Here is a 12,754-nt window from a genome sequence, read left to right as displayed (position 1 = left end):
GCGCATGACGCGACGTACGACCCTGATCCGCGCCCTGGCCGAAGTCCTCGCCTGGTGGGTCGCCCTGGCCGTTCTCTGGCTGGTGTTCATCACCACCGTGGACGCCTTGGAGTTGGTGGTGGGCGCGGGTGCCGCCCTCGTCGGGGCCGTCGCGGCGCGCGCCGCGCGCCGGGCGGTGAGTGCGGGATGAACGGCTGGACCGCCACGGCGACGGCCGCATTCGCCGGGGGCGGCGCGGCGGTGGTGTGGGGGGTGGCCACGGGCCCGCTGCGGCGCCGGGCCGTCGCACAGAACCTGTCCACCACTCTGTTCTGTCCCGCTCTGCTGCTGCTCGCCCAGGGCTACGGCAGGCCGTCGTACGTCGATATCGCCCTGGTCCTCGCCCTCCTGGGCCCCGTCGGAACCCTCGTCTTCGCCCGGCTGCTCGCCGAGGACCTGGACGAGGATCCGCCGCGCGCCCGTGCGCTCACCTGGGTGGCCGCGGGTTTCGGCGCGGCGGTCGTCCTCGTGGTGTGCGTGGCCACCGGACCGGGCCGGGCCATGGTGAAACTCCTGGTGACGGGCGTGCTGTTGATCGGCGGCACCCTCGTCGCGTCCCGGGCGCTGGCCCACGGCATGCCCAAGGGCGAGGACCGCCATGGATGATGCGGTGATCGCCGTCGCCCTGCTGCTGGTCGCCGCCACCGCGACCGCCGCCGTCGCGGTCCGCGATCCCGTACGCCAGGCCCTGGTCCTGGCCGTGCTCGGCGTCGCGCTCGCCCTGCTGTTCACCGTGCTCCAGGCCCCCGACGTGGCCCTCTCCCAACTCGCCGTCGGATCGGCCCTCACCCCGCTCCTGCTGCTCCTCTCGGTGCGCAAGGTGCGGCGGCAGCGGAAGGGGCGTACAGAATGACCAGGCGCGTACGGCTGTGGATCCTCGCCGTCGGCGGCGCAGGCCTCGCGGTGCTCCTCGTCGCCGCCTGCCTGGAACTGCCCGGCTTCGGCGGCGGCCAACACCCCTACGGGGACCGGGCGGTGCGCGAGTCGCTGGCCCGGCACACCGCCAACACGGTGTCGTCCGTCATCTTCGACCAGCGTGGCTTCGACACCTTGGGCGAGATGACCATCCTCTTCTCGGCGGTCCTGGGTACCGTCGTGCTGCTGCGCCAGACCCGCGAGGAACACCGCGCCCGCCCGGCACCCGCGCAAGTGGCCGTCCCCGTACGCCGCTACGCGCTCCTCACGCTCCCGGTGGCCCTCCTGACCGGCCTGTACGTCATCGCCCACGGACAGCTCAGCCCCGGCGGTGGCTTCCAGGGCGGCGTGGTCGCCGCGACCGCCCTGCACCTGCTGTACCTCGGCGCCGACTACCGCGCCCTGGAGCGGATCCGGCCCGTCGGCCTGTACGAGGTCGGCGACGCGCTCGCGGCGTCCGCGTATCTGGTCCTGGGCGTCGCGGGGGTGCTGGCCGGCACGGCCTTCCTGGCCAACACGCTGCTGCCGTACGGGACCTTCAACACACTGTCCTCCGGCGGCGCCGTCCCGCTGCTGAACGCGGCCATCGGCATGGAGGTCGCCTGCGCGGTGGTCGTCCTGCTCGCCCGCTTCCTGGACCAGGCCGTCGAGATCGAGGAGAACAACGGGACGCCCGCCGAACCGACAAGCGAGGAGAACGGGGAGTGAGCCGACCATGATGTCCGTCCTGCCGTACCTGGTCGCCGCGTGGATCTTCCTCGTCGGCTGCTACGGCCTCGCCACCAGCCGCAATCTCATCCACGCCGTCGGCTGCCTGTCCGTCTGCCAGGCGGCCACCTACGTCCTGCTGCTCGCCGTGGGCTACCGCGACGGCGCCACCGCCCCCGTGTACTCCGACATCGAGCCCGGCTCCCGGCCCGTGGTGGACCCGGTCGTGCAGTCCCTGGCCCTCACCGATGTGGTCGTGGGCGCCACCGTCACCGCCCTGCTGCTCGCCCTCGTCCTGCAGATCGCCAAACGCCACGGCACCCTCGACCCGGACGAACTCTCCGAGCTGCGCGGCTGATGAACCACCCGAACCATCTGCTGCCGCTGCTCGTAGCCGTCCCGCTCCTCGGCGCCGCCCTGCTCGTCGCCGGCGGCCGCCGACTGCCGCGTGCCTGGGCCGAGTCGGCGGGCTGCGCCGTGTCGGCGGCCACGGCGGGCCTCGCGATCTTCCTGGTCCTCCAGTCCTCGCCACCCCTGGTGGAATGGGCGGGCGACTGGGTGCCCCGCGACGGCGTGAGCGTGGGCATCATGCTCGTCGGCGACGGGCCGGGCCTCGGCATGGCCGCGCTCGCGTCTCTGCTGACCCTGGCGGCACTGGCGTACTCCTGGCACTACTTCGACGAACCGCCACGCCGCCATGCGGGCTCCTTCCCTGCGCTGATGCTGCTCTTCCAGGGCGGTATGTGCGGCTTCGCGATCGCCGGGGACCTGTTCAACGCCTTCGTCTTCTTCGAGCTGATGAGCGTCGTGGCCTACGCGCTGACGGGCCATCGGGTCGAGGAGGCCAGGGCGGTGCAGGGCGCGTTGACCTTCGGGGTGATCAACTCCCTTGGCGCGTATGCCATGTTGATGGGCATCGGGCTGCTGTACGCGCGTACCGGCGAGCTCGCCATGACGCACATCGGACGGCGGCTGGACGCGGAAGGGCCGCCCGACGCGCTGGTCCTCGCAGCCTTCGTCCTCGTCCTGACCGGGCTGCTCGTCAAGGCGGCGGCCGTGCCCTTCCACTTCTGGCTGCCGGACGCGCACGCGGTCGCGCCGACACCGGTGTGCATGCTGCTGTCCGGCGTGATGGTCGAGCTCGGCGTGTTCGGGGTCTGGCGGGTGTACGGGGACGTCTTCGCGGGCCCGGGCGGCATCCCGGCGGCGGACCTTCAGCGTGTGCTGCTGGTGCTGGGCGTGCTGACGGGGGTGGTCGGCGCGGTGATGTGCTGGTACCAGCGGCATATCAAGCGCCTGCTGGCGTACTCGACGGTCGCCCACATAGGGCTGTTCCTCACCGGTGTCGGCGTACTCACCCCGGCGTCGGACGGCGGAGTCGCGCTCTACATCCTCGGCCATGCCGGAGTGAAAGCCGCCCTCTTCGCCTGCGCGGGCATCGTCCTCGACCGGTTCGGCAGCGTCGACGAGTACGCGCTGCACGGGCGTGCCCGGGAGCTGCGCGGCGTCGCGGTGCTCTTCGTCGTCGGCGCGCTGGGCCTGGCCGGACTGCCGCCCTTCGGCACCGCACTGGGCAAGGCGGTCACCGAGGAGGCGGCCGGGCCCGCGCTGACCGTGCTGTACGTGGCCGTGTCGACGGTGACCGCGGGCGCGGTGCTGCGGGTCGCCGCGCGCGTGTTCCTCGGGCTCGGTCCGAAACCCGAGGAACACGCCTCGTACGAGACGACCGGCGCCGGTGAGCCGCCCGAGACCCGGCGGCGGCTCAGGCGCGTACCGGACACCATGACGACCGTCCCCGCGGTGCTGCTCGCCGCCTCGCTCACCGCCGGCGTGGCGCCGGGCTTCGCCACCGTCGTGGAACACGCGGTGAACGAAGCAGGCGCCGGGGCAGCGTTCGCCTCACCCCACTGGACCCCGGCCGGAGTGCTGCTGGGCCTGACCTCGACCCTGCTGGCCGTGGGCCTCGCCGGGCTCGCCGTCACCCGGCGGACCTGGCTGCCGGGCGAGGCCTGGGCCGGACCGCTGCGCCGCCTGCAGTCCGGCCACATCGGGGACTACGTGGCCTGGCTGCTTGCGGGCGCGGCGCTGCTGGGCGGCCTGGCCCTGCCCGGCATCCATACCGGTTGAGGACAGCACGGGTCACCGTTCGGGGGCGGCGGGCTCACGCCCCGTAGGTCACGTTCACCTCCTTGAAGCCCAGAGAGCCCAGCAGTCCCTTGAGCATGCCGGTGGTGTTCTCCTCGGCGCGGGCGGTGAGCTTGCTGTCCTTCGCCGCGTCGCCGATGTGCCGGGCGGCGAGCCGCTGCACGGCGCGTTCGTCGTTCGGGTTGTCCGAGAAGATGTCGCCGAGCCGGTCCAGGAGACCGCGCTGCTTGGACACGGCGTACGACTGGTCGGGGTCGAGGGCGGGCTTGCCCAGTGCGGCGTGCGGGAGTTTGAGCGTGGCGGACGTGCGGTCCTCGTTGACCGTCACGTCGTTCTCGCCGACCTTTCCGAGGTCCACATAGGCGTCCACGGTGCCGGCACCCACGTACAGGGTGCGGGTGCCGCGGAGTGCGTCGGGCAGGAACCGGGCGTCCTTCTCCAGATCCACCACCACCTGGAAGTTGCCGGAGGCGGCGTCGTAACGGCTGATGTCCTGGATCGACTTGAGGAGCGTGGGCCCCGAACGGTCGTGGGTGTCCTCGCGGAACACATCGCCCAGTCCGGGCAGCAGACTGAGCCGCAGTCCGGCGAAGAGCACCACCAGTACCAGGAGTACCGCGCTCAGGAGCTTCGCCCATCCGGGCAGGCGCTTCAGGGACGTCGTCATGTGAACGACCTCCTTCCCGTTTGATGAATACCCCTCAAATCCCTTGGGAGACCGCTCTCTTGGTCGAATACGACCGATGACGGGGTCACTGACGGCGCACTGAGCGCTCCGCTGGGACTGCGGTTCGAAGCTGCTGGCGGGTCGTGGCTGGTCACGCCCACGATGGGGATCTCCCCGCTCATGGGGGTCCCCCCGCTCGAGCGAAGCCGAGAGTGGGGGAGGAGCCGAGAGTGGGGAGGAGCCGCACATTGATACAGCCCCGCGCCCCTGAAGGGGTGCCCGCTGCGACTGCCGGCGAGCCGGTGAGCGGGTGAGCCAGTGACCGGGGGCTTTGGCGCGAGGTCCGCAGCCGCCGCTCGGTGCGGCTCGGCCTACCCGCGTATTCTGAAGAAAAGGCCGCAAAAGCTGCAAACAGTGAGAGAACGCGGCGACAGGACCAAGCGAAGCGCGCTCGGCGTCACCCAGGTGATCAGGAGGGCCTGCAGTGTCCAAGGCGAAGTTCGAGCGGACCAAACCGCATGTGAACATTGGGACCATCGGTCACATCGACCACGGTAAGACGACCCTCACGGCAGCCATGACGAAGGTGCTGCACGACAGGTTCCCCGACCTGAACCCGTACACGCCGTTCGAGCAGATCGACAAGGCGCCGGAGGAACGTCAGCGCGGCATCACGATCTCGATCGCGCATGTCGAGTACCAGACGGAGAACCGGCACTATGCGCACGTCGACTGCCCCGGTCACGCGGACTACATCAAGAACATGATCACGGGCGCGGCGCAGATGGACGGGGCGATCCTCGTCGTCGCCGCCACGGACGGCCCGATGCCGCAGACCAAGGAGCACGTCCTGCTCGCGCGTCAGGTCGGCGTGCCGTACATCGTCGTCGCCCTGAACAAGGCCGACATGGTGGACGACGAGGAGATCCTGGAACTCGTCGAACTGGAGGTGCGCGAGCTGCTCACCGACTACGAGTTCCCGGGCGACGACGTCCCGGTCGTCCGCGTCTCCGCGCTCAAGGCCCTCGAGGGCGACGAGCGGTGGGGCCAGTCGGTCCTCGAACTCCTCAGGGCCGTCGACGAGTTCGTGCCCGAGCCGGTACGCGATGTCGACCAGCCGTTCCTGATGCCGATCGAGGACGTCTTCACCATCACGGGCCGCGGTACGGTCGTCACCGGCCGTATCGAGCGTGGTGTCCTCAAGGTCAACGAGACCGTCGACATCATCGGCATCAAGCCGGAGAAGACCACCACCACGGTCACCGGCATCGAGATGTTCCGCAAGCTCCTCGACGAGGGGCGGGCCGGGGAGAACTGCGGTCTGCTGCTGCGCGGCGTGAAGCGCGAGGACGTGGAGCGCGGCCAGGTCATCATCAAGCCGGGCTCGGTGACTCCGCACACCGAGTTCGAGGCGCGGTCGTACATCCTGTCCAAGGACGAGGGAGGAAGGCACACGCCGTTCTTCAACAACTACCGTCCGCAGTTCTACTTCCGTACGACGGACGTGACCGGTGTGGTGACCCTGCCGCAGGGCACCGAGATGGTCATGCCGGGCGACAACACCACCATGAATGTCGAGCTGATCCAGCCCGTCGCCATGGAGGAGGGGCTGAAGTTCGCCATCCGTGAGGGCGGCCGGACGGTCGGCGCCGGTCAGGTCACCAAGATCGTGAAGTAGCCCCGGGTCCTCCGAAGTGCCTCCGGGGCAGGTCGCAGGCAGGTCATACGGAGCCGGAGGTGGCCTCGGACTGCCCCAGTGCCTCGTCCAGAGTCGACAGCGGGGGCAGAAGCGCGTCGAGACCGGTCACCTGGAAGATGCGCAGAGCCAGCGGGTGGGTGCAGACCAGTTGCAGCCGCCCGCCGCGGTTGAGGACCCGGAGCCGGGCCCGGTGGAGTAAGCGCAGTCCCGAGCAGTCGAAGAACTCGATGTGCCGTAGATCGAGCACGACCTGCGCGCCGGGCCGCCCCGTCGCCGCGTCCAGGAAAGGGACGATCTCCAGCGCCGCGATGATGTCGATCTCGCCGTGGAACTCCAGCACGGTGTACCCGCGGTCCCGGTGGACGTGCAGATGCGGGGTGAGGGTCTCGGTTCCGTTGCGCACGCCGACATCACCTCACCGTTCCCCGCCCTGGAAGACCCTGAGCACCCTGGAATTCGACCCCGATGGGATGAATTCCAGCATGTTCGATTGACATACGTCTTGGGTTTGCGGGGGTTCGACGCCCAACGGTTATGGGCCCGGATCCGTACGGCCGGATCGCTGTGACGGGACGGCCGTGCCGCTACGACAGCGCGTGCCACGCCTTCGACAGTGCAAGCCGGAACTGGTCGGCCTGGTGCGCGGTGAGATCCCGGATCATGCGGTCCTCGAGTTCTCTCACGGGTTCGGCGTGCCGTGCGAGCAGATCGCGGCCAGACTCGGTGAGAAGGATGAGGAGTTCCCGTCGGTTGCGGGGGTTGCGCTCGCGGCGTACCAGGCCGCGGTTCTCCAGGGCCCGGACCACATCGGCCACGGACTGCGCGGTGACGAACGAGTCACGCGCGAGCTGCGCCGCGGACAGACCGTCGTGCCGCTCCAGAACGGTGAGCGAGGTGTACTGCAGTGCCGTGATCCCCGCCGGCTTGAGCAACTCGTCCAGATGGGAACGCACCACGAGTTCCACCTGCTTGATCATGTAGAGGAGCGACGGAGGTGCCTTGGTGGATGCCTTGGTGCCGACCATGAGGTCAGCCTAGGGCATTGACAGGAAACCTGTCTGTAATGAGACTGCGAACCAACAGGAATCCTGTTGATTGAATCTTGGCGAACAAGGCTGGGGAGTGGGTATGACCACCTTCGAGAGCGAGCCCGGACAGCTGTTCATCGGCGGGCAGTGGCGGGACGGGTCCAGTGGGGCGCGCACGGACGTGATCGACCCGTCCACCGGGCAGGTGGTCACGACGGTCGCGGAAGCCGATGCCTCCGACGTCGACGCGGCCGTACGGGCCGCGCGCGACGCCTTCGACAACAGCGGTTGGGCCACGCTGAGCGGCCGTGAGCGGGGCCGTGTGCTGCACCGGGTCGCCGAGTTGATCCGGGAGAACGCGGACGAGATCGCGAACCTCGAGAGCCTCGATGTCGGCAAGCCGATCTCGCTGTGCCACGCCGTCGACGTCACGAACGCGGCCAACGACTACGAGTACTACGCCTCCCTGGCCTGGACCCTGGACGGCGCGACCCGTGACACCCCGCTGAACGCCCACGCCTACACCCGGCGCGGTCCGCTCGGGGTGGTCGCCGCGATCACACCCTTCAACTTCCCGCTGATCCTTGCCGGTTCGAAGATCGCCCCGGCGCTCGCGGCCGGCAACACGGTGGTGCACAAGCCCGCCGACGAGACCCCGCTCAGCGCTCTCTACATGGCCGGTCTGCTGAAGAAGGCAGGCGTCCCGGACGGCGTCTACAACGTCGTCACCGGCACTGGACCGGTCGCCGGTGAGGCGCTGCTGCGCAACCCCGGCATCGACAAGGTGGCCTTCACCGGCTCCACCGCGGTCGGCCGGCACGCGGCGAGCGTCGCCGGTGAGGCCCTCAAGCCGGTCACGATGGAACTCGGCGGCAACGCGGCCCACATCGTCTTCGAGGACGCCGACCTCGAGAAGGCCATCGGCGCCGTCATCAAGGGCTTCGTCTTCAACACGGGTCAGTTCTGCATGGGCGGCCCCCGCCTGCTGGTCGCCCGCCCGCTGTACGACACCGTGGTCGGCATCCTCGCCGACGCCGTGCCCGGCGTGCCCATCGGCGACCCCCGGCAGCCCGAGACCGTCATCGGCCCGATGGCGGGGGAGAAGCACCTCAAGAAGGTCGAGGAGTACGTCGAACTGGCCCGCAAGGAGGGCGCCCGCATCGTCTGCGGCGGTGAGCGCCTCGACCTGAACGGCGGCTTCTACTACAAGCCCACGGTGATCGCGGACGTGAGCAACGACTCCCGTCTCGTCCAGGAGGAGATCTTCGGCCCGGTCCTGACCGTGCAGCCCTTCGACTCCGAGGACGAGGCCGTCGAGATGGCCAACTCCACGCCGTACGGCCTGGCTTCGGGTATCCAGACCACCAACCTCGCCCGCGCGCACCGCGTCGCCGACCGTATCGAGGCCGGCATCGTCTGGGTCAACGACTGGGCGATGCTCGACCCCAACGTCCCCTTCGGCGGGGTCAAGGCCTCCGGCTTCGGCCGTGAGTACGGGCCCGAGGCGCTCGCCGCGTACACCAAGGTCAAGTCCGTCGTCATCTCGCTCGACTGAGCGCAAGCGCAACCCCCGCAATCCCTGCAACCAGTGAGCCGCAGGAGCGCGACGGTGTCGAGAGCGTGAGCGCGCGGAGGCCCGACGAAGGAGGGCTGAGCACGGTCGCGCTCTCGACACCGGCTGTAGCGCTCCGGAGGCTCACAATTGAAAAGAGGAGTTGAGTATGTCCACCACTCGTGCAGCCGTGGTCGAGTCCGGGGGAGCGCCGTTCACGCTGTCCACCGTCGAACTCGACGAACCGCGCCCCAACGAGGCGCTCGTCCGGATGGTCGCCGCCGGGCTGTGCCACACCGACCTCGGTGTGGCCGGCGGCGGCCTGCCCTTCCCGCTGCCCGGAGTCCTCGGGCACGAGGGCGCGGGCGTCGTCGAGGCCGTCGGCTCGGACGTCACCGGCATCGAGCCCGGCGACCACGTCCTGATGTCCTTCACCTCCTGCGGCAGCTGCAAGAACTGCCGCGACGGCCACCCGGCCTACTGCGCCACCTGGCTGCCGCTGAACCTGATCGGCGGGCGCCGGCCCGACGGCACCAGCCCCATCAGCCGCGACGGCGAACCCCTCGGCGGCCACTTCTTCGGCCAGTCCTCGTTCGCCGAGCGGGCGTTGGTGGACCAGCGCAGCCTCGTCAAGGTCGACCGGGACGTACCGCTGGAGACCATCGCACCGCTGGGCTGCGGCGTGCAGACCGGCGTGGGAGCCGTGTGGAACGTACTGGAGCCCCGCACGGGCGACACGCTGGTGATCCTCGGGGCCGGCGCGGTCGGTCTGTCCGCGGTGATGGCCGCCGCCATGACACCCGCGACCACGGTGATCGCCGTCGACAAGGTGGCCGAACGGCTGGAGCTGGCCCGCGAGTTGGGCGCCACGCACACCGTGAACGCCGGTGACGGGGACATCCTGGAGGCGATCCAGCTGATCACCGACGGCGCCGGGGCCGACGGGGTCGTGGAGACCACCGGCAGCGTCGCCGTCCTGCGCACGGGCGTGGACGCGCTCGCCGCGCGCGGCACGGTGGTCATCGTCGGCGCCCCGCCGTTCGGCTCGGAGGTCGCCCTGGACGTCAACGGAATGCTCGGCGGCAAGCGCGTGGTGGGCCTGACCCTCGGCGACAACGAGACCCAGACCGCGATTCCCGCCCTGGTCAAGCTGGTCCGCGAGGGCCGCCTGCCGCTGGACAGGCTGATCAGCAAGTACGCCTTCGAGGACATCGGGCAGGCCGTACAGGACATGGGCGCGGGCAAGGCGATCAAGCCGGTACTGACCTTCGGCTGACGGGTGAGCGAGGGGCGCCCCACGATGCCCTGCGAGGGGCGCCCCTTCAGCCGGGCCGGGCCGGGTGGCAGCGGTGACCGCAGCCCCTACTGGCTCCCTACTGGCTGAGGTTCAGGGTGACGAGCAGGCGCCACACCCGGTGTGCGATCTCCTCCGGTGTGGCCTCGATGAGTCCGTGCAGCCAGTCGGCGAGGACACCGGCGAAGGTCGCGGCCACGGCGGAGGCGATGAGCGGTGCCTCAGGGGCGCCGACGAGTTCGCGCTCGGCCTGGCTGCGGGCGCGCAGGTCGTGATGCAGTACGCGGCCCAGCGGGCCCTGGCCGCCCGGGCTCAACAGGGCGCGGTAGAGCGGGGCGTGTGGGGGCAGGCCCTCGAAGAACGCCAGCAGCGCGGGTGGCGCGGACCTGGGGTCGGGCCGGCCGCGCCAGGCGTGCAGGGCGTCCACCGCATCGCGTACGACATCGGCGCAGGCGTCGACCGCGAGCGCCTCCAGGTCGGCGTAGTGCAGATAGAACGTGGCCCGGCCGACTCCGGCCCCGCGCACCAGGGCCGCGACGCTGACCTCCGACAGCGGGCGCCGCGCGCACTCGTCGAGGAGGGCGCGGCGCAGCTTGGCCCGGGTGCGTTCGGCTCGGGGGTCGGGGGCCGGGACCGGGGTCACTGGGAGACGAGGACGGCGATCAGGGCGAGCGTGCCGGGCAGTGCCTGGGCGAACAGGATGCGGCGGTTCGCGGTCACGGCTCCGTAGACGCCCGCGACGATCACGCACACCAGGAAGAAGACCTGCGCGGCGAACCCGGTCGGATCCCCTGCGACCAGTCCCCACACGAGGCCCGCGGCGAGAAACCCGTTGTAGAGCCCCTGGTTGGCGGCCATCGGCGCGGTGGCCCGCGCCATCTCCGGATCGAACCCGTGCAGCCCCCGTCCCGGCTTCCGCTCCCACAGAAACATCTCCAGAACCAGGATGTAGGCGTGCAGGGCAGCCACCAGCCCGACCAATACGTTCGCGAGCACTGCCATGACGAGGGGCTCCTCTGAGGGGGTGGGTGTCGCCTGTTGCCCTGGAGATTTCCTGGACAGGTGTCCACCATACATGGACAGCTGCCCAGGAACTGCCGCGGGGCTCCTCGCGACCCGTCGTCAGACTCGCCCGCTACTGAAAGGGGTGGGGGAGGGGTTTGTCACTTCAGGACAAGGGGAGTTCCGGTCCGAGCCGGCTCGCGACGCGACCGTACCCACCGCTGCCGTACCCGCCGATGGCGTCCTCGACGGCGCAGTGTCACCAGCGTGACGATCGCGCCCGCCAGCACAGAGCATGCCGCGAGCCGCAGTCCGATGTCGTACCCCTCCAGGAACGCGCTGCGCGGATCCGTGCCCGCCCGCAGCTCGGAGCGCTCGCGCCGGGTGAGGACGACACCGACCAGCACCACCCCGAACACCCCCGAGACCTCGCGCGCCGCACTCACCAGACCCGTCGCCATGCCCGTACGGGCGTCCGGGACCCGGGCGAGGCAGCGCACCGTCAGCGGAGTGGTGAGCGCCGAACCCGCGCCGATCATCAGCAGCCCCGGCTGAAGGTCCCAGTAGCCGGCGTTCGCGCCCGTCCCCGAGACGTACAGCAGACCGGCCGCCACCACGCCGAGCCCCGCCGCGATCGACACATGGGCGCCCAGTACGCGAGCGGCCCGCTCGGCCAGCGGTGTGCAGAGCAGCAGCGCTCCCGCCAGCGGCAGGAAGGCCAGCCCCGCCTTGGTCGGTGAGAAGCCGAGCACCCGCTGGAGGTAGAGGGCGGTGAAGAAGAAGACCCCGTTCACGCCGATGCCCCACAGCACCTGCGCGATCACCCCGCCCGTGAGGAACCGGTCGCGCAGCAGCCCGAGTTCGAGGAGGGGGCGACTGGTCCGGGCCTCCGCGAGGAGGAACGCACAGGTGGCGACGGCGGAAACACCCAGACACAGCGGTACGGGCGCGGCGCCGAACCCGTGCTCTGTGCCCCGCACCAGCCCGTACGTCAGCAGATAGAGCGCGAGGACGGAGAACAGCACCCCCGGCAGATCGAGCCCGCCGCGCCGGGACGCAGACCCGGCCCCAGACCCAGATTCTTTCGGTCTGGCGGGCACTGCCGGCATCAGCAGCAGAGCGACGATCCCGAAGGGTACGTTCAGCGCGAACACCCAGCCCCAGCTCCACTGTTGGGTGACGAAGCCGCCGACCACGGGCCCCATCGCCAGCGCGACCGCGAGCGCCGCCGTCCACAGGCCGATGGCCATCGACTGCCGTCGCGCGGGCAGATCGGCGGCGACCAGGGCCAGCGACGCCGGGATGATCAGCGCGGCCCCGACCCCCTGCACCGTACGGGCCGCGATCAGCGTGCCACCGCTGTCCGCGACGGCCGCAGCCGCAGACGCCGCCGTGAAGACCACGACCCCCACCGTCAGTACGGACCGGCGCCCGAAGAGATCGGTCAGCCGTCCGCCGGGCAGCAGCAGCGCGCCGAAACTGAGTACGTAACTGCTGGCCACCCACTCCAAGTCCGTGACGCTCAGCCCCAGTTCGCGCTGCACGGTCGGCAGGGCCACGTTGATGACCGTGTTGTCGAGGGTCGTGATGAACCCGGTCAGCGTGATCAGGGAAAGCAGCGCGAACAGCCGTGCACGTCCCACGAATCGGCTCCTTCCGCCGTCACCGGATTGTCGGCGGCGCGGCCTCGCACTGGCTCTGGCCC

The 12,754-nt window shown here is 70.3% G+C and carries 15 protein-coding genes; 9 read left to right on the top strand and 6 right to left on the bottom strand.

Going from position 1 to position 12,754, the window contains the following annotated elements:
• Positions 1 to 4 precede the first annotated feature (4 nt).
• Genes OP79_RS06635 through OP79_RS06610 form a run of 6 tightly spaced genes read left to right on the top strand, consistent with a single transcriptional unit; the run spans position 5 to position 3,789 of the window.
• On the top strand, positions 5 to 190 hold the full coding sequence (locus OP79_RS06635) for a hypothetical protein (protein ID WP_033319036.1): 186 nt from the start codon (positions 5 to 7) through the stop codon (positions 188 to 190).
• Positions 187 to 645, top strand: coding sequence for an MrpF/PhaF family protein (locus tag OP79_RS06630; RefSeq protein ID WP_033319035.1), 459 nt, complete (start codon positions 187 to 189; stop codon positions 643 to 645). Before OP79_RS06635 ends, OP79_RS06630 begins: the two co-directional genes overlap by 4 nt.
• On the top strand, positions 638 to 892 hold the full coding sequence (locus OP79_RS06625) for a Na(+)/H(+) antiporter subunit B (protein WP_033319034.1): 255 nt from the start codon (positions 638 to 640) through the stop codon (positions 890 to 892). The genes OP79_RS06630 and OP79_RS06625 overlap by 8 nt, the downstream gene beginning before the upstream one ends.
• On the top strand, positions 889 to 1,662 hold the full coding sequence (gene mbhE, locus OP79_RS06620) for a hydrogen gas-evolving membrane-bound hydrogenase subunit E (RefSeq protein ID WP_033319033.1): 774 nt from the start codon (positions 889 to 891) through the stop codon (positions 1,660 to 1,662). The genes OP79_RS06625 and mbhE overlap by 4 nt, the downstream gene beginning before the upstream one ends.
• A 7-nt stretch (positions 1,663 to 1,669) precedes the next feature.
• Positions 1,670 to 2,020, top strand: coding sequence for an NADH-quinone oxidoreductase subunit K (locus OP79_RS06615; RefSeq protein ID WP_033319032.1), 351 nt, complete (start codon positions 1,670 to 1,672; stop codon positions 2,018 to 2,020).
• Positions 2,020 to 3,789 (top strand): complex I subunit 5 family protein, encoded by a 1,770-nt coding sequence (locus OP79_RS06610; protein WP_033319031.1) that lies wholly within the window; start codon positions 2,020 to 2,022, stop codon positions 3,787 to 3,789. The genes OP79_RS06615 and OP79_RS06610 overlap by 1 nt, the downstream gene beginning before the upstream one ends.
• A gap of 34 nt (positions 3,790 to 3,823) precedes the next feature.
• Here the strand turns inward: OP79_RS06610 and OP79_RS06605 are convergent, their stop codons facing one another.
• On the bottom strand, positions 3,824 to 4,474 hold the full coding sequence (locus OP79_RS06605; protein ID WP_033319030.1) for a DUF4230 domain-containing protein: 651 nt from the start codon (positions 4,472 to 4,474) through the stop codon (positions 3,824 to 3,826).
• Positions 4,475 to 4,958: 484 nt separating this feature from the next.
• On the opposite strand from OP79_RS06605, the gene tuf reads away from it, so the two are divergent.
• Positions 4,959 to 6,152, top strand: a complete 1,194-nt coding sequence (tuf, locus tag OP79_RS06600; RefSeq protein WP_033319029.1) for an elongation factor Tu — start codon at positions 4,959 to 4,961, stop codon at positions 6,150 to 6,152.
• A 43-nt stretch (positions 6,153 to 6,195) separates the two neighbouring features.
• Here tuf and OP79_RS06595 read toward each other — a convergent pair whose 3' ends face one another.
• Both OP79_RS06595 and OP79_RS06590 read right to left on the bottom strand, forming a co-directional pair.
• Positions 6,196 to 6,576: an anti-sigma factor antagonist gene (locus tag OP79_RS06595; protein WP_033319028.1), complete on the bottom strand. Its 381-nt coding sequence runs from the start codon at positions 6,574 to 6,576 to the stop codon at positions 6,196 to 6,198.
• A 181-nt stretch (positions 6,577 to 6,757) separates the two neighbouring features.
• A complete protein-coding gene (locus OP79_RS06590) occupies positions 6,758 to 7,198 on the bottom strand; it encodes a MarR family winged helix-turn-helix transcriptional regulator (protein ID WP_033319027.1) in 441 nt (146 codons plus the stop codon).
• A 103-nt stretch (positions 7,199 to 7,301) separates the two neighbouring features.
• Between OP79_RS06590 and OP79_RS06585 the strand changes: the two genes are divergently transcribed.
• The gene (locus OP79_RS06585; RefSeq protein WP_033319026.1) at positions 7,302 to 8,756 is read left to right on the top strand and encodes an aldehyde dehydrogenase family protein; all 1,455 of its coding nucleotides are present in this window, start codon (positions 7,302 to 7,304) and stop codon (positions 8,754 to 8,756) included.
• A 166-nt stretch (positions 8,757 to 8,922) separates the two neighbouring features.
• Entirely contained in the window at positions 8,923 to 10,029 is a 1,107-nt protein-coding gene (locus tag OP79_RS06580) for an NAD(P)-dependent alcohol dehydrogenase (protein ID WP_033319025.1), read from the top strand.
• 97 nt (positions 10,030 to 10,126) lie between these two features.
• Here OP79_RS06580 and OP79_RS06575 read toward each other — a convergent pair whose 3' ends face one another.
• From OP79_RS06575 to OP79_RS06565, 3 genes are all read right to left on the bottom strand, one after another.
• Positions 10,127 to 10,690 (bottom strand): TetR/AcrR family transcriptional regulator, encoded by a 564-nt coding sequence (locus OP79_RS06575; RefSeq protein WP_033319024.1) that lies wholly within the window; start codon positions 10,688 to 10,690, stop codon positions 10,127 to 10,129.
• Positions 10,687 to 11,049 carry a DUF1304 domain-containing protein gene (locus OP79_RS06570; protein WP_033319023.1) on the bottom strand — a complete coding sequence of 121 codons (363 nt, stop codon included), beginning with the start codon at positions 11,047 to 11,049 and terminating at the stop codon, positions 10,687 to 10,689. Before OP79_RS06570 ends, OP79_RS06575 begins: the two co-directional genes overlap by 4 nt.
• Before the next feature lie 161 nt (positions 11,050 to 11,210).
• Positions 11,211 to 12,692, bottom strand: a complete 1,482-nt coding sequence (locus OP79_RS06565; RefSeq protein ID WP_051744451.1) for an MFS transporter — start codon at positions 12,690 to 12,692, stop codon at positions 11,211 to 11,213.
• Positions 12,693 to 12,754: the final 62 nt, after the last annotated feature.

Origin of the sequence: Streptomyces yerevanensis, from assembly GCF_000716805.1 — a bacterium.
Lineage (GTDB): Bacteria > Actinomycetota > Actinomycetes > Streptomycetales > Streptomycetaceae > Streptomyces > Streptomyces flaveus.
Note: the sequence above shows the minus strand (reverse complement) of the source record. Positions and strands in the feature narration are given on the sequence as shown.